The organism is Thermosynechococcus sp. TG215, from assembly GCF_031583455.1.
In the GTDB taxonomy this organism is placed as follows: Bacteria; Cyanobacteriota; Cyanobacteriia; order Thermosynechococcales; family Thermosynechococcaceae; genus Thermosynechococcus.
This window is the reverse complement of the sequence record NZ_CP134178.1, coordinates 1459682-1475714: the sequence shown is the minus strand read 5'-3', so window position 1 is coordinate 1475714 and position 16033 is coordinate 1459682. Positions and strand designations below refer to the sequence as shown.

At 54.1% G+C, this 16033-nt stretch carries 21 protein-coding genes; 15 read left to right on the top strand and 6 right to left on the bottom strand.

The features are described from left to right. The first annotated feature begins 3 nt into the window (after positions 1–3). The 3 genes from RHJ02_RS07125 (at position 4) to RHJ02_RS07115 (ending at position 1971) form a co-directional block, all read left to right on the top strand. Positions 4–660: a class I SAM-dependent methyltransferase gene (locus RHJ02_RS07125; RefSeq protein ID WP_310800078.1), complete on the top strand. Its 657-nt coding sequence runs from the start codon at positions 4–6 to the stop codon at positions 658–660. Then, on the top strand, positions 660–1220 hold the full coding sequence (locus RHJ02_RS07120) for a 2'-5' RNA ligase family protein (RefSeq protein WP_206199558.1): 561 nt from the start codon (positions 660–662) through the stop codon (positions 1218–1220). Before RHJ02_RS07125 ends, RHJ02_RS07120 begins: the two co-directional genes overlap by 1 nt. Positions 1221–1611: 391 nt before the next feature. Beyond that, complete coding sequence (locus RHJ02_RS07115) at positions 1612–1971, top strand: PadR family transcriptional regulator (RefSeq protein WP_149818207.1); 360 nt, start codon at positions 1612–1614, stop codon at positions 1969–1971. A 1-nt stretch (position 1972) separates the two neighbouring features. Here RHJ02_RS07115 and RHJ02_RS07110 read toward each other — a convergent pair whose 3' ends face one another. After that, positions 1973–2686, bottom strand: a complete 714-nt coding sequence (locus tag RHJ02_RS07110) for a uracil-DNA glycosylase family protein (RefSeq protein WP_206199557.1) — start codon at positions 2684–2686, stop codon at positions 1973–1975. Between the two features lie 433 nt (positions 2687–3119). On the opposite strand from RHJ02_RS07110, the gene RHJ02_RS07105 reads away from it, so the two are divergent. From RHJ02_RS07105 to psbZ, 11 genes are all read left to right on the top strand, one after another. Further along, positions 3120–3638 carry a phycocyanin subunit beta gene (locus RHJ02_RS07105; protein ID WP_011057792.1) on the top strand — a complete coding sequence of 173 codons (519 nt, stop codon included), beginning with the start codon at positions 3120–3122 and terminating at the stop codon, positions 3636–3638. Between the two features lie 68 nt (positions 3639–3706). Then, positions 3707–4195, top strand: coding sequence for a phycocyanin subunit alpha (gene cpcA / locus RHJ02_RS07100; RefSeq protein WP_149818203.1), 489 nt, complete (start codon positions 3707–3709; stop codon positions 4193–4195). Between the two features lie 113 nt (positions 4196–4308). Further along, positions 4309–5172, top strand: coding sequence for a phycobilisome linker polypeptide (locus RHJ02_RS07095; RefSeq protein WP_149818201.1), 864 nt, complete (start codon positions 4309–4311; stop codon positions 5170–5172). Positions 5173–5215: 43 nt separating this feature from the next. Continuing rightward, positions 5216–5452 (top strand): phycobilisome linker polypeptide, encoded by a 237-nt coding sequence (locus tag RHJ02_RS07090; protein WP_149818199.1) that lies wholly within the window; start codon positions 5216–5218, stop codon positions 5450–5452. A gap of 7 nt (positions 5453–5459) precedes the next feature. After that, positions 5460–6290, top strand: coding sequence for a HEAT repeat domain-containing protein (locus RHJ02_RS07085; protein ID WP_206199556.1), 831 nt, complete (start codon positions 5460–5462; stop codon positions 6288–6290). Continuing rightward, positions 6287–6928, top strand: a complete 642-nt coding sequence (locus RHJ02_RS07080; protein WP_225901515.1) for a HEAT repeat domain-containing protein — start codon at positions 6287–6289, stop codon at positions 6926–6928. The genes RHJ02_RS07085 and RHJ02_RS07080 overlap by 4 nt, the downstream gene beginning before the upstream one ends. Before the next feature lie 15 nt (positions 6929–6943). After that, on the top strand, positions 6944–7777 hold the full coding sequence (locus RHJ02_RS07075) for a phycobilisome rod-core linker polypeptide (RefSeq protein WP_206199555.1): 834 nt from the start codon (positions 6944–6946) through the stop codon (positions 7775–7777). A gap of 3 nt (positions 7778–7780) precedes the next feature. Next, positions 7781–8521 (top strand): phycobilisome rod-core linker polypeptide, encoded by a 741-nt coding sequence (locus tag RHJ02_RS07070; protein WP_206199554.1) that lies wholly within the window; start codon positions 7781–7783, stop codon positions 8519–8521. A 33-nt stretch (positions 8522–8554) separates the two neighbouring features. Beyond that, on the top strand, positions 8555–9310 hold the full coding sequence (locus tag RHJ02_RS07065; RefSeq protein ID WP_206199553.1) for a phycobilisome rod-core linker polypeptide: 756 nt from the start codon (positions 8555–8557) through the stop codon (positions 9308–9310). Positions 9311–9441: 131 nt separating this feature from the next. After that, on the top strand, positions 9442–10296 hold the full coding sequence (locus RHJ02_RS07060) for a M23 family metallopeptidase (RefSeq protein WP_310800077.1): 855 nt from the start codon (positions 9442–9444) through the stop codon (positions 10294–10296). Positions 10297–10412: 116 nt separating this feature from the next. After that, positions 10413–10601: a photosystem II reaction center protein PsbZ gene (psbZ, locus tag RHJ02_RS07055; RefSeq protein ID WP_181496775.1), complete on the top strand. Its 189-nt coding sequence runs from the start codon at positions 10413–10415 to the stop codon at positions 10599–10601. On the opposite strand, the gene RHJ02_RS07050 is transcribed toward psbZ, so the two are convergent. The 5 genes from RHJ02_RS07050 to RHJ02_RS07030 form a co-directional block, all read right to left on the bottom strand. Next, positions 10598–11374 (bottom strand): RNA methyltransferase, encoded by a 777-nt coding sequence (locus RHJ02_RS07050; RefSeq protein ID WP_315862923.1) that lies wholly within the window; start codon positions 11372–11374, stop codon positions 10598–10600. The two genes, psbZ and RHJ02_RS07050, sit on opposite strands and share 4 nt — an antisense overlap. After that, a complete protein-coding gene (locus tag RHJ02_RS07045) occupies positions 11374–12066 on the bottom strand; it encodes a type 1 glutamine amidotransferase (RefSeq protein WP_206199551.1) in 693 nt (230 codons plus the stop codon). Before RHJ02_RS07045 ends, RHJ02_RS07050 begins: the two co-directional genes overlap by 1 nt. Before the next feature lie 8 nt (positions 12067–12074). Next, entirely contained in the window at positions 12075–12545 is a 471-nt protein-coding gene (locus RHJ02_RS07040) for a CAAD domain-containing protein (protein WP_206199550.1), read from the bottom strand. A gap of 129 nt (positions 12546–12674) precedes the next feature. Beyond that, positions 12675–14111, bottom strand: coding sequence for a circularly permuted type 2 ATP-grasp protein (locus RHJ02_RS07035; RefSeq protein WP_399363684.1), 1437 nt, complete (start codon positions 14109–14111; stop codon positions 12675–12677). 25 nt (positions 14112–14136) lie between these two features. Continuing rightward, a complete protein-coding gene (locus RHJ02_RS07030; protein ID WP_206199549.1) occupies positions 14137–14364 on the bottom strand; it encodes a hypothetical protein in 228 nt (75 codons plus the stop codon). 258 nt (positions 14365–14622) lie between these two features. Between RHJ02_RS07030 and ffh the strand changes: the two genes are divergently transcribed. Beyond that, positions 14623–16032, top strand: coding sequence for a signal recognition particle protein (gene ffh / locus RHJ02_RS07025; RefSeq protein ID WP_206199548.1), 1410 nt, complete (start codon positions 14623–14625; stop codon positions 16030–16032). Position 16033: the final 1 nt, after the last annotated feature.

The following is a 16033-nucleotide window of genomic DNA, read 5'->3' as shown; positions in this document are numbered from 1 at the left end:
CCTATGCCGCTGCAACGCATTCTTGAACCTGAGGTCATGGAGACGCCAGAAACGGCTGCTGCCTATGACGCCATGGATTTTACTGCTGTTAATGCCGCCTTCTGTGAAGATTTAGCCGCAGTCTTAGCCAGTGTTGAGCAACCTCTAAAAGTTTTAGATGTGGGTACAGGAAACGGGCGGATTCTGCAAATGCTGCATCAACGCTATCCCCATTGGCAACTAACAGGGATTGACCTCAGTCCAGCCATGCTGGCGATCGCCCGCCACCACAGTCCGCAATTAAACTTTATTCAAGGGGATGCCAAAGCCTTGCCCTTTGCCGACGCGAGTTTTGATGTTGTGATCAGTAATAGCTTGATCCATCACCTAGCGGATCCGCGGCCTGCCCTTGGCGAAATGCTGCGGGTGCTGCGTCCCCAAGGGACGTTGTTTATCCGTGACCTTTATCGCCCAGAAACATTGGCCGAACTGCAAGCCTTGGTTGAGCAATATGCGGGTCAAGACACACCCCAACAACGGCAACTGTTTGCCGATTCGCTCCATGCGGCACTGACCTTAACGGAAATGGGGGATCTGTTCAAAACCTTGCCGCAGCCGCCGCAGCAGTGGCAAGCCACCCTCACCTCCGATCGCCATTGGACCGTTGTGGCACAGCGCTAATGAACCGGCGGCATTACTTTATTGCTTTGTTGCCCAATGCTGACATTCAGGCGGAAGTCACCCGCCTCAAGCAGTATTGTTGCGATCGCTACCAAAGCCAAGCGGCACTGCGCTCTCCCCCCCACGTTACCCTCTATCCCCCCTTTTGGTGGCCAGATGCAGCGGTCGTAAATCTGGAGCAAGCTCTAGAAACTTTTTCCGAGCAAGCCGCTCCAGTGGAGTTGATCCTCGATGGCTTTGCCGCCTTTCCCCCACGAGTCATTTATATTCACGTGGCACCCACCCCAGCCCTCAAGACACTACAAGCAGATCTCGTCAAAGACGTAGCGAAGCCCCTGCACCTCCCCCCTACGCAACGCCATGCCTTTACCCCCCACATGACGATCGCCTTTCGTGATTTAACCAAGGACAACTTTCGCCACGCTTGGGCAGACTTTCAAGCACAATCCTTTGCGGCTCGCTGTTGGGTATCCCACCTCACACTGCTGGTCCACAATGGCCGCCGCTGGCAGATTTATCGTGAATTTTTGTTAAGAAATTTTGCTGCTGATCACCCTTGAAATCAATTTACAACAGGTCAATGACTTGATTTTTGCCAACTGCGGAATTATGATGCAAGGAACACTTTTCTCTCAAACTTCCTAAAATCAGAAGTACAGCCCTTTTTACAAGGACGGCAGACGCTTAAAATCGTGAAAGCCGACAGGGGAGAAGACTGTTTCTCCTATATTTCAGGAAAGGGTTGTAAAACAATATTGTAGTCTTGGTAGTGATAAATACTTAGTGACTTTCATGCGCTATATAAGGCTAGAGGCAAGTGCTGATATTAAGGGGGGAGTATTTGTGTTTTCTATCGTTTGGAGCAACAGAGTTGAATTCAGACGCTTCCATGATCTGAGGAATTTTGGGGAGTCAATGGATCAGCAGTAGCCCATTGCTGAGGATAAGGTTATGAAACTGGAAGATATCTACACCTTTTTCCGCCAGCCACCGCCCGTTTACCTGAGCAAGGAAGTTGCGGTGTGCTATGTGCTCTATACCCTTGTGGAAAAGGGGGACTCCTATGGCACGGCGCTGATTCAAGCCATTGAAAACGAATATCCTCTTTACCGCCTTTCCGATACGGTGCTCTACAGCGCCCTCAAATTCCTCGAGGATGAGGGAATTATTGATGGTTATTGGAAGAAGGTGGAAGGTCGCGGTCGGCCGCGGCGAATGTACCACATTGTTGGCGAAAAGGAGCAACAGGCGCGGGAACTTTCGGAGCTTTGGCTACGCTATTTGCAGGAACATCCCCACCGTCAGGAGTAATCTAAGCATCAAGTTGGCGCAGGCGATCGCGCACGGCTTGCATATCCTGCCACGTTAGCCACTTGGGACTGCCCGGCTCCCGCGAGTTATTTCGCAACAGATAAGCAGGATGAAAAATCGGCATACACCAGCGTCCTTGCCACTCGATCCACTGACCGCGAATTTTTGTAATCCCCCGCTGATCTTGGAGCAAGCCGCGCACAGCCGTTGCCCCCGCCAGTAGAATAATGCGGGGATTGACCAAGCGAATCTGCTCTAACAGATAGGGCAGGCAGGCTGCTGTTTCAGCGGGTTCAGGGACGCGATTGCCGGGAGGGCGGCACTTCACAATGTTGCAGATATAGGCATCCCGTTCACTATCGAGATTGACCGAAGCCAGAATTTTATCGAGGAGCTGCCCTGCCTTGCCAACAAAGGGGCGACCCGTTTCATCCTCCGCTTGACCCGGTCCTTCACCAATAATCATCAGCTTGGCGGCGGGATTACCACGGCTGACCACCACATGGGTACGGGTGGCCGCTAAGCCACAGCGTTGACACTGCTGACAATGCGCCGCAAGCGCCTCCAAGTCGCGGTAGGTACCGGCGGGAATAGGCACCTCAGCGCGCAGCGGAATTTGATCATAGGTAGCAGCATCGAGAGGCGTCGGTGGCGGGGATTCGGCCTCGGTGGGGGCGAGGGTGTCAAATAAGCTAAATTGCAACGGTTCACTCATGTGGATCGTAACTTCCTGAGAATAATGTTAAAGAAACTTCACGAAACTTAGGAAAAACTTAGGACAAATCGCACCAATTTTATGGCGATCGCGGGAAGCTTAATTTATCTCACAAAAGTATTTTACAAATTAATAACTACGGCGAAACAGGTTTCCCACCGCATTGTATAAGAAATACCTGAAGGGTTTAACAGCACGGTTGTTGACCTCACCTAGGGAAACACAGGCTGTTATTCGACCTTTCCGGCACCCACCACTGTGGTGTTCGTGACCTGACATATCCACACCAAGGATCAGCTTGGTCGCTCTAAGGTTGCTTGACACAGCCTTTATGGGTTGACACAAAAACACCATAAAAATCCTGCAATCCCGCTAGGGGCAGGAATGTCAAGAAGTTCTAACTTCTTTAACAACCTTTAAGGAGAATTGATCCATGCTAGATGCATTTGCCAAAGTTGTCGCTCAGGCCGATGCCCGCGGTGAATTCCTCACCAACGCCCAGTTCGATGCCCTGTCCAACTTGGTGAAAGAAGGCAACAAGCGTCTGGATGCCGTCAACCGCATCACCAGCAATGCCTCCACGATCGTTGCTAACGCTGCTCGTGCCCTCTTTGCAGAGCAACCCCAACTGATCCAACCCGGTGGGAATGCTTACACCAACCGTCGTATGGCTGCTTGCCTGCGCGACATGGAAATCATCTTGCGCTATGTGACCTACGCCATTTTGGCCGGTGACTCCAGCGTGCTCGATGATCGCTGCTTGAACGGTCTGCGGGAAACCTACCAAGCCCTTGGTACCCCCGGCTCCTCCGTGGCTGTGGCTATCCAAAAAATGAAAGATGCCGCGATCGCGATCGCCAATGATCCCAATGGCATCACTCCTGGCGATTGCAGCGCCCTGATGTCTGAGATTGCTGGCTACTTTGATCGTGCCGCTGCCGCTGTTGCCTAAGACACAGCTACCGTCTTGTAACTTTGACCGTTCTGAACACGCACATTTTTTAGGGAGATATTTTATCCATGAAAACGCCGATTACTGAAGCTATTGCCGCCGCTGATACCCAAGGTCGTTTCCTTAGCAACACCGAGCTGCAAGCGGTTGACGGTCGCTTCAAGCGCGCTGTGGCCAGCATGGAAGCTGCTCGCGCCCTGACCAACAATGCTCAGAGCCTGATTGACGGCGCAGCCCAAGCGGTGTACCAAAAATTCCCCTACACCACCACCATGCAAGGCTCTCAATATGCCTCGACCCCCGAAGGCAAAGCCAAGTGCGCCCGTGACATCGGCTACTACCTGCGGATGGTGACCTACTGCCTCGTTGCCGGTGGCACTGGTCCGATGGATGAGTACCTCATCGCTGGCTTGTCTGAAATCAACAGCACGTTTGATCTCTCCCCAAGCTGGTATGTGGAAGCTCTGAAATACATCAAAGCCAATCATGGCTTGACGGGCCAAGCTGCGGTGGAAGCCAACGCCTACATCGACTACGCCATTAACGCCCTCAGCTAATAGGCGTTTCCCTTCGTTGCCCGGTGAGGTAAGCAGATGTTGTCGGCGTTGGGCTGACCCTTTGTTTACAGCACCGGGCTTGTTTGTACCCTCGATATTTAGGAGTTTGTACCGTGGCTATTACTGCTGCTGCTTCGCGCTTGGGTACCTCCGCCTTCAGTGATGCTCCGCGGGTGGAGCTGCGTGCCAACTGGAGCGAGGAAGATCTAGAGACTGTCATCCGTGCCGTTTACCGTCAGGTCTTGGGCAATGACTATGTCATGGCATCGGAGCGTTTGGTGAGTGCGGAGTCACTGTTGCGCAATGGCAAAATTACCGTGCGGGAGTTTGTGCGCGCAGTGGCCAAGTCGGAACTATACAAAGAGAAGTTTCTCTACGGCAATTTTCAAACCCGTGTCATTGAACTGAACTATAAGCATTTGTTGGGGCGGGCACCCTACGACGAGTCGGAAGTAATCTTCCATTTGGATCTCTACGAAAATGAGGGCTTTGATGCCGACATTGACTCCTACATTGATTCCCCCGAATACACCGATAGCTTTGGGGATTGGGTCGTGCCCTATTACCGTGGCTTTAATAGCCAGCCGGGTCAGAAAACAGTGGGCTTTAACCGCATGTTCCGTCTCTATCGTGGCTATGCCAATAGCGATCGCGCCCAAGCAGAAGGCAGCATGTCCCGTTTAGCGCGGGATCTGGCCACCAACAGTCCCAATACGGTGGTGCCGCCTTCGAGTAGCGATACGGCCTTTGCCTACTACACCCCCAGTGCCGATGTTCCCCCACGGGCTTGCTTGGGTGGTTCCTTTGGTGAAAGTGGCCGCGTCTATCGCATTGAAGTGGCGGGCATTCGCCAACCGGGCTATCCGGGGGTGCGCCGCAGCAGTACCGCCTTCTTGGTGCCCTATGAGCAACTGTCGAGCAAAATGCAGCAGCTTCAGCGCACGGGTGCTCGCATTGTCAGTGTCAATCCTGCCTAGGAATGTTTGTTTAGCGTCCTTTTGAGATTGGGAGTCAGGTGTCATGTTTGGTCAAACTGCGTCTGGAAGTGCTGCCCTTAGCCCCTCCGGCGCTCGCGTTTTCCGCTACGAGGTTGTGGGTCTGCGTCAAAACGAAGAAACTGACAAAATGGGGTTTCCGATTCGGCGCAGCGGTAGCACCTTTATTACGGTGCCCTACAACCGCATGAATGAAGAGATGCAGCGCATTACCCGCATGGGGGGCAAAATCGTTTCCATTACCCCCGTGGTCGCCTCCTAATTGGCTGATGTCTGGAGAGGGAATGACGGCGGTCTCTGAACCGGTACAACTGACGGTTCCCCAAATGCTGGCGCAGCTTCAGGGGACGGATACCAGTCTCCGCTACTATGCGGCGTGGTGGCTGGGGAAGTTTGGCCTAGAAACAGCAACGGCAGCGGAGCGGCAGGCGATTGTGGCCGCCTTGATTGCTGCTTTGGCCGATGAGGCCGATCGCACAGAATTGGGGGGCTACCCTCTGCGACGGAATGCCGCCCGTGCCTTGGGCAAGTTGGGCGATCGCCAAGCCGTACCGGCATTAATTGAGTGCTTGCGCTGCGAGGATTTTTATGTCCGTGAGGCGGCGGCCATTGCCCTTGGTCAGTTGGGAGACCCCCAAGCGATCGCGCCCCTGCAATCGCTCCTAGAAGGGGGTGTGGCAATGGCGCGGCTCGTCCCCGGTCGCCCGCATCTGGTGCAGCCAGTGGAAGCCGTGATTGAAAGCTTGGGTCACCTTGGTGCCACTGAAGCCATTGCCCTGATTGAGCCATTCTTGGCCCATGAAATGCCGCGAGTCCAATTTGCCGCTGCGCGGGCACTTTTTCAGCTCACGGGAGCGGCCGAGTATGGCGATCGCCTGCTAGCGGCTCTCAACAGTGAGGATGTGCAACTGCGACGGACAGCGCTTCTGGATTTGGGAGCGATGGGCTATCTACCCGCAGCAGAGGCTATTTTGCAGGCGGGTGTTGAAGCGAGCTTCAAGCTCATTGCCCTCCACGGCATCCTCAGCCAGCAACTGCGGCAGGCCGCCCCAGCCGCACAGACCCTCTCCCTCTTTCAAGGATTGGATCAACTGCTGTGAGTGATCTCCATCCCTATATCCATGCCGTTGAGACTGCCACCTCTGCTCCTGCCCTATGCGAGGCGGTGGTTCAGCTTGCCCAGCAAAAAGACACCGCTGCTATTCCCACGCTGATTGCGGTTTTGGGGTACAACAACCCCGCTGCTGCCCAAGCCGCTGTGGCAGGCCTCATTGCCCTTGGGGATGCGGTTGTGGAGCCGCTGTTGGCACAGTTGGATGGATACAACTATGGTGCCCGTGCCTATGGGGTGCGAGTTTTGGGGAGTATTGGTCATCCTGCCGCCCTACGGGTCTTATTGGCTGCCGCGCAGTCGGATTTTGCCCCCAGTGTTCGCCGCGCCGCCACAAAGGCCTTAGGAACGCTCCGCTGGCAGTTAATCCCTGAAGAGACGGCAAGAGAGGCTCAATTAAGGGAAGCACTCACAGTTCTTCAACGCAACAGTGAAGCAGCGGATTGGGCGGTTCGCTATGCCGTGGGTGTTGCCCTCGATCATCTGCATCAGCAGGCGGCTGCTCGTGCCCTTCGGGAAGCGGTGCGTTTCCTCCTCAATCATTTGAGCGATCGCGACCCCGACATTGTTGTGCGTTCCCGTTGTCAACTTGCCCTCCAGAGGGACTCTCTGTCCATGCACACCTAAAAGGATTGGAAAGTTATGTCGTTACCCTTGCTGGCTGTGAAGCCCAGAACCCTTGACCAGCGGGTGGTCAGTTATGAAGTCCCCGCCGAGGATGATCCCGTCATCTACCGCCTCACCGATGCCACCGATGCCGCAGACGTGGATGCCCTGATTTGGGCAGCCTATCGCCAAATTTTCAGCGAGCACCTGATTTTGGACTCCTACCGTCAGCCCTTCCTAGAATCCCAACTGCGCAATCGTGCCATTTCCGTACAGGATTTTATCCGTGGCTTGGGTAAGTCCGAGGTCTATCGCGAGCAAGTGGCAGCCGTCAATTCCAATTACCGCCTCGTGGATGTCTCCTTCAAGCGATTCCTTGGCCGCCCCACCTATGGCCAGCAGGAGCAGATTGCTTGGTCGATTATTCTAGCCACCCGTGGCCTAGAAGGATTTATTGATGCCTTGGTGGACAGCGACGAGTACCAGCAAAACTTTGGTGCCGATATTGTCCCCTACCAACGGCGGCGGCGCATGGCGCGTCCTTTTAACCTGGTTAATCCCCGCTACAGCGACTACTGGCGCAACAAGGAAATGTCCCTCAGTGGTCGTTCTTACTATCAAGTGCGCTACTACACTGCAGGGCCACTGGACAAGCAAATTATCCGCGGCGCGATTCCAGCCAACTTCCTCTCTATGGCGCGTTCAATTGTGGTGCCTACCCTCGATACTCAACGCCATGTGGCACGGGCCACCTCCAGTTTGGTGACGGTTCCCAACACCGCCCAAGAGCGGGATCTACCGCCGACACCGGTCAAACCTGTGCCCGTTGCGTTGCCCTATCGTTATTTGCCCTCTCAACCAAAGGTGTAAGCCATGACGATTCCCTTGCTGAGCTATGCCCCTAGCTCCCAAAATCAGCGGGTACCGGGCTATGAAGTGCCCAATGAAGACACCCCTTGGCGCTATTCCCTTGAGGATGTAGTGGATCAGTCAGATATTGACGAACTGATTTGGGCGGCCTATCGCCAAGTCTTCAGTGAGCACGTCGTCCTCAAGAGTACCCGCCAGCCCCATTTGGAGTCCCAACTAGCCAGTCGTGCCATTTCGGTACGGGATTTTATTCGCGGCTTGGCCAAATCGGAGACATTCCGTCGCTTGGTGGTGGAGACGAACTCCAACTATCGCTTGGTGGAAATTGCCCTGAAGCGGCTCCTTGGGCGTGCCCCTTACAACAAAGATGAGGAACTGGCGTGGTCCATTCGCATTGCCACCGACGGTTGGCAGAACTTTGTGGATACCCTTGTGGATAGTGACGAATATACGCAAAACTTTGGCGATAACACCGTGCCCTACCAGCGTCGTCGCTATAAAGATCGCCCCTTTAATCTGGTGACCCCTCGCTATGGTGACTACTGGCGCGATAAGTTAGAGAACAGTCGCTACAAGTGGGGCGACATTCGCAATTTCTTGGAGATGGCACGATCAGTCAAGGTGACACCTGTGCAATTCAAGCCAGTGTCCACGGCCAATGTGCAAATCCCCGATACCACGCGGCGCGATCGCCCGACTGTACCGGCGTCGATCAACCCGACGGCGACCTTTCCGCTGCGCTAGCTATTGTTTCACTCTTTGACTTGGGAGAGATCCATGGACTTACCTCTACTCGCCTACAAGCCGACGACTCAAAACCACCGCGTCGCTACCTTTGGCATTGCCGATCAAAACGAAGATAGCCCCTATATCTATCGTCTTGAGGATGCGGCCTCCTACCCGGAAATCCGCGAGGTGATCTGGGCCTGCTATCGGCAGGTGTTTAGTGAGCATGCCACCTTAGCCTTTAACCGTCAAATCACCTTGGAATCCCAATTAGTGAACCGAGTGATTACGGTGCGGGACTTCATTCGCGGTCTGGCCAAATCAGAGCGCTTCTACAATACGGTGGTGGCTGTGAACGACAACTACCGTTTGGTGGATGTGTGCCTGCGGCGGTTCTTGGGGCGCAGTGCCTACAACGAAGAGGAAAAAATTGCTTGGTCAATTAAAATCGGCACCCTTGGCTTCTATGGCTTTGTCGATGCCCTCCTCGACAGTGAGGAATACACCAATGCCTTTGGTGACTTTACGGTGCCCTACCAGCGCAAGCGGATGGAGGGACGTCCCTTTAACCTCGTGACGCCGCGCTATGGCTTTGAATACCGCGACAAAGTGGGCACCACTACCACCGATTGGCGGTTTACGCTGGAGAAATTCTACGATCGCAAGTTCCAAGAGCGGCGGCTACCGGAGGGCGACCCCCGCAAATACCGCGATTTGGCAGCAGCGATCGCGCCCAAGACTCGCTATGCCCAGCAGTTGCGTGCCGCTGATATTGATTACTTAGCCAAAGTGCCCCGCCGTCGTTAAATTACGCCCAAGGATGCTTTAATCATCCAGCCGTCGGTAAATTTACTGGCGGCTTTTTCTCATTCGTTCCTGCTTGGAACCCCAGTGCATTTTTGCGTGTCCAATCTAGAGGCTCATTGTTTCTTGCCGCTATGCGCGATTGCCTTTTCCCGTGGCTAGTACCTGCCATTATCACTGCCACCATTCTGCCCGCCAGTAGTCAAGTTACGATTCCAATTACGGTCACCGTCAGTCCCGATCGCCCTGTTTTGGGAGATACGCTGGCCATTGTGGTCAACGCTTCAGAACAGCCCACGGTCGAGGTGGCGGGCAAAGCGCTGCCGGTCTTTTCCATTGGGCCACAGCAATGGCGTGCCTTTGTGGCCACAACACCACTCCAGACCCCCGGCCGCCGTTCATTGGTGGTTCGCTCAGGAAATGAAACCCGCAATATGCTTCTGTGGGTGGGCGATCGCTCCTTTCCTGTGCAAAGGATTTGGCTCCCACCGGGCAAAGACTCCTCAGGAACGGATTTGGAATTTGATCGCGTGGATGCCTTTAAGGCACTGGTCACCCCCGAAAGACTCTGGCAAGGTGCCTTTCGCCGCCCCAACAGTGGCCCTGTGACCACACCCTACGGCGTACGGCGGTACTACAACGGGGTTTTGGCCAAGGACTACTTCCATCGTGGTTTGGACTATGCAGGCCCCAAGGGATCACCCGTAGTAGCGGCGCAGCGGGGGCGAGTGGCCTTAGTGGGGCCAGAATCCCAAGGATTTCTCATCCATGGCAACACGATCGGTATTGATCATGGGCAAGGGGTGCTGACGATTTACCTGCACCTCGATCAAATTCACGTCCAAGAGGGACAAATGGTTGAGGCAGGGCAAGTCATTGGTACGGTTGGCAATACGGGTGCCTCCACAGGACCCCATTTACATTGGGGACTCTACGTTAATGGCGAGTGCGTCGATCCGCGATCGTGGCTGGCTCAGGGTTGGCAGTAGTTGCGATATAACTCGCTTCTGAGCCTAGTTTAGGGTCAACAAATGGGGGATAATGCTAGTTCAGAGGTAGCCGCTTCGCTACCATTGCCGCTGATAAGATTTGGGAGTTAGCAACAATGACGATTCTCTTTCAACTGGCTCTTGCTGCCCTTGTCATCCTCTCCTTTGTGATGGTGGTGGGTGTGCCAGTGGCCTACGCCTCTCCCCAAGATTGGGATCGCTCAAAGCAGTTAATTTTCCTTGGCTCTGGGCTATGGATTGCCCTAGTGCTAGTGGTAGGCGTTCTCAACTTTTTTGTGGTTTAGTTCAGCCAGCGTTGGCGATAGACTTCGTACAAGAGCACTGCTGTGGCGATCGCCACATTGAGGGATTCAACATTTGGCTCCTGAGGAATCCGCAGTGCCGTAAACGTGAGATCTTGGTAGGCCGGGGGTAACCCTTGGCCTTCATTTCCCATGACCAGTAAGGTCGGTTGACGAAAATCCGCTTGCCAATAGATCAGTGGCGCGGTTGGTAATGTGACGACTATTTGCCATCCTTGGGCTTGGTAGGCTTTGAGAGTGGCCAAACCATCGCTAACAGTTTGCATCGGTAGGCGAAACCACTGGCCGGCACTGGCACGCAACACTTTTGGATGGGTCATGTCCACGCAATCGGGGGTCAACAATAGCCCCTCAACACCCACGGCGGCAGCGGTACGAATAATCGTTCCCAAGTTGCCCGGATCCTGAAGCGTGACTAAGCACAGACCTAAACGCTGGAGTGGCAAGGTAGGAAGGGGTGTATAGTTGGCAACAGCAACAACGCCATCGGGAGTGGTTGTCGTACAGAGGGCAGTCAGTACCTCTTCACTGACTTCAACGGTGCGATCGCTCCTATGGACAACCTGCTGCCAAAATGTTGGCGATTGCTTTGCTTGCCAAGCGCTGGTATAGCAAACCACTGATAAGCGATAGCCGGCTGCCAGTGCCTCTTGGAGCAAATGAGTCCCCTCTAAAAGCAAGTGCCCTTGGCGATATTTGCGGTGGTGCAGCCTACGGATCGAGCGCACCAAGGGATTCTGCCGACTGGTAATGATCACGACTGAATCCAGCGCTCAAGTAAACGTTCCAGATAGGGAGTCAAGAGTGCGGTTTGCGCGGCTTGAGCTTGAATCTCTGTGGCGGATTGAATGTAAGGGCCGGGGACTAGCTCATGCTGACAGTGCTGAATCAACTCCCCAAGGCTAGCGGGGGTCACTTCTAAGTGAAACTGAAGACCAACAACGCGATCGCCCCACAAGAATCCTTGTTGCGGACAGGTGGCACTTTTGGCGAGGGGCATTGCATCCGGAGGGAGGCTAAACATCTCCCCATGCCAATGCAGCACCGTCAGTTGGGGTGGCCAATCCTGAAACCAAGGATGCGCTTGGGCGGCTGCTGTCAGTTCAATGGGAAACCAGCCGATTTCCTTCGTGGGTGCTGGGGTGACCTCTGCCCCTAGGACTTGTGCCAAGAGCTGAGCACCAAGACAAATCCCGAAAATGGGTAACCCGTTGGCGATCGCTTGGCGCAAAAAGGCCTTTTCAGACCCTAACCATGGATAAACAGCCTCATCGTGTACCCCCATAGGGCCGCCCATCACAATCAGCGCATCCACCTCCGTCAATGCGGGTAGCGGCTCGCCTGCATAGAGATGACTGCCTTGCCAATCAAAACCACGGGCGATCGCCCACTGGGCAATGTAGGCAGGGGTCTCAAAGGGCACGTGCTGGAGATAATGCAGGCGCATGAACTCGCTTAAGAAGAACTGGCGCCTTCATTCCCAAGGATACGGGATTTATACTCATTCACCTTTTGGCCAAGTTCACGGCGACCGGACTCAAAGAGGACATAGCGATACAGAAACCAACAAGTGTAGCCAAAGCCTACGAGTTCACAGGTCGGGCCTAGGAGGGGAATGGCATTCACTACTTCCAAAATGGCAACCGCTAGTGCCACAAAAGGAATGGTGGCAAGAATGATGAGGAGGGTGCGCAGGGGCTGCTTGTATTCACCCACAAATGCACTAACCTGATCGGGGAAGACCGTGAGGAGCCAATAGAGTTTTTCACGAGCCTGTTGCCACTGTTCATCCGTGAGACCGCCCACTTTCGGCGGCGCTGGCTGAGACTCTACTTCCGCTAAGGGTGCTGGTGCCGGCGTTGGTTCAAAAATAGGCTTTTCCGTATGGGTAGTTTCTGTGGTTGGGGATGTCTCAAATTCATTCATGTGCTTAAGTTCCTTCAGTACCTCAGCAAGTTTAGGCTAAGTTCACCGATCAGCGTTGGCTAATAGCTAATAATTGTTTAACATAGGTGGTGCCTTACCGCTAGCATCCCCTGTCCCCAAAAGACGGCTCTAATCATTAAGCACCCAAGTATCCTTGCTCCCGCCCCCTTGGGAAGAATTCACCACCAATGAGCCACGCTTCATCGCCACCCGCGTCAGACCACCGGGATGGACATAAATTTCCTTGCCGTACAGGATATAGGGGCGTAAGTCCACATGGCAGCCGACAATTTCATCCCCCAGCAGGGTGGGCACGCGCGACAGCGAAAGGGTGGGCTGGGCAATGTAGTTGCGGGGATTGGCTTTGATGCGCTCTGCAAATTCTGCCCGCTGCTCAGTCGTGGCTTGGCAACCAATGAGCATGCCATAGCCGCCGGACTCGTTGGCAGATTTCACCACGAGGGAATCGAGGTTCTTGAGCACATGATCCAACTGTTGTGGCTCCCAACACAGGTAGGTGGGCACATTGGGTAGTAGGGGTTCCTCACCGAGATAATAGCGAATCATTTGCGGCACATAGGCATAAATCACCTTGTCATCGGCCACGCCAGTTCCGAGGGCATTGGCGATCGCCACCCGCCCTTGGCGATAAACCTCCATCAGACCCCTGACCCCCAGCATCGAATCAGGACGAAATACCGCTGGATCAATGAAGTCATCATCAATGCGGCGATAGACCACATCCACGCGCTTCAGACCCTTGGTTGTGCGCATTTGTAGGTAACCATCAGCCACCACCAGATCCCGCCCTTCCACGAGCGTTACCCCCATTTGCTGAGCAAGGAAGGAATGCTCAAAATAGGCGGAATTGTACATCCCCGGCGTCAGTACCACCACGGTCGCATCCGGTAGGCCGGGGGGCGCAAGGTTCAGCAGCGTTTCTAGGAGACGGCTGGGGTACTCGTCCACAGGTTGAATGTGCAGTTCTTTGAAGACAAGGGGAAACGTGCTTTTCATCACGCGGCGGTTTTCTAGCACATAGGAGACCCCCGAAGGGCAGCGCAGGTTATCTTCTAGAACATAGAAGGTGCCATCGCGATCGCGCACTAAGTCGGTACCCGTAATATGGCACCAAATGCCCCCCGGCGGCTTCAGGTCGTGGCAGGGACGCAGATAGCCCTTGGCCGACTCAATGATTTCCCGTGGGATGACACCATCCTTAATAATTTTTTGCTCACCATAGACATCAGCAATAAATGTATTGAGCGCCGCAATCCGTTGCTTGAGACCCCGTTCAAGGGCTTGCCACTCTTGGGCGGGAATGACCCGCGGCAGAATATCAAAGGGCATGATCCGCTCGGTGCCCTCGGCAGCACCATAGACCGTGAATGTGGCGCCAATGTTAAACATCACCTGTTGGGCGGTTTTTTGGCGCTGTTGCAGTTCTCCCGCTGGCAACGATCGCACCCGTTGTAACAGCGGTTCAATAAAAGGTCGTGGTTGGCCTTTGGCTAGAAACCACTCGTCGTAAAAGTCTTCCGGATCGTAGTTCTCAAATTCCAGCATTGATATTCCTTGGTGGCGATTTCCCTCAATGGTCTTGCTCGAGAGGAGTCGGCAAATCTGACACCGCCACTAAATGAAACCCCATTTGACAGCGAAAGTGTTGACATCCCGCTTCAGCAGTACTCCCTAGAGGCGCCCCACAACGGAGCTGACCCTCCTGCCAGCGGGGTTTGCCTTGGCGATCAGCAAACAAGCAGGATTGACACACAGACTGTGACGGTAAAATCTGATTTTGGGTGAGGATCACAAGCATTGGACACCTCCCGCCGATCAGAGCCTTTAATAGGCCGTCTTTATAGAACCTGATAAAAATAAAGACTCTAACCCCAATGTTTTTATCTTACCGTGAAAGCCTAGCGGATACGGTTGACGACCACTGCTAACTTTGCTACAAATTGCAACTCGCAGCCCCTTGCTTAAATCGGCAGCCAAGACGGTATGGGGAAGACGGTTTGCTACGATAGATACTCTAAGATCAATGAAATTCTTGTTGCCCCTTGAGCTGTAATCCATGTTTGACGCCCTTGCTGAACGCCTTGAATCTGCTTGGAAAACCCTACGGGGTCAAGACAAAATTACCGAAAACAATATCCAAGAAGCTCTTAGGGAAGTGCGCCGTGCCCTGTTAGAGGCCGATGTCAACCTCCAGGTCGCTAAAGACTTTATTGAAAATGTGCGTCAGCGGGCGATCGGTGCTGAGGTCATTGCCGGGGTTCGTCCCGATCAGCAATTTATCAAAATTGTTTACGATGCCCTTGTTGAGGTCATGGGGGAATCCCACAGTCCCCTTGCTCACGTGGAGCCACCCCCCACGATTATTCTCATGGCCGGTTTACAGGGAACGGGGAAAACCACCGCCACAGCAAAGCTCGCCCTGCACCTGCGCAAAGAACGCCGCAGCACCCTCTTGGTGGCCACCGATGTCTATCGTCCCGCTGCGATTGATCAGTTAGTCACCCTTGGCAAACAAATTAACGTGCCCGTGTTTGAGATGGGTACAGAAGTTAGCCCCGTGGAAATTGCTCGCCAAGGGGTGGCCAAAGCCAAGGAACTCGGTGTGGATACCGTGATTATTGACACAGCGGGGCGCCTACAAATTGATGCCGAGATGATGGCAGAACTGGCGGCCATTAAAGATGCGGTACAACCCCACGAAACCCTCTTAGTAGTAGATGCGATGACGGGGCAAGAGGCGGCCAACCTCACCCGTGCCTTCCATGAGCAGGTGGGGATTACGGGAGCCATTCTCACCAAACTGGATGGGGATACACGCGGCGGTGCAGCTCTCTCGGTGCGTCAAGTCTCCGGACAACCGATTAAGTTTATTGGTGTTGGTGAAAAAGTCGAGGCTCTCCAACCTTTCTATCCCGATCGCTTGGCCTCTCGCATCTTGGGGATGGGGGATGTCCTCACCCTTGTCGAAAAAGCCCAAGAGGAAGTGGACTTGGCCGATGCCGAAAAAATGTCCCGCAAAATCCTCGAAGCCCAGTTTGACTTTGATGACTTCCTCAAGCAACTGCGCCTACTAAAAAATATGGGTTCCCTTGCGGGAATTATGAAGCTCATCCCCGGCATGAATAAAATTTCAACGGAGCAACTCCAGCAGGGCGAAGTACAACTCAAACGGGCGGAAGCAATGATTAACTCCATGACCCGCGAAGAGCGTCGCAATCCTGAACTTCTCGCTAGCTCCCCCAGTCGCCGTGAACGGGTTGCCAAAGGTTCTGGTTATCAAGTAGCCGATGTAACAAAGTTGGTCAGCGATTTCCAGCGGATGCGATCCCTGATGCAGCAGATGGGTCAAGGGGGCTTTCCGGGAATGGGTATGCCGGGTATGAACCCAATGGGTCGAGGGGGTCGTGCTCAGGCTCCCAAAAAGCCCAAGAAGCAAAAGAAACGCAAAGGCTTTGGCGTTCTTTAAC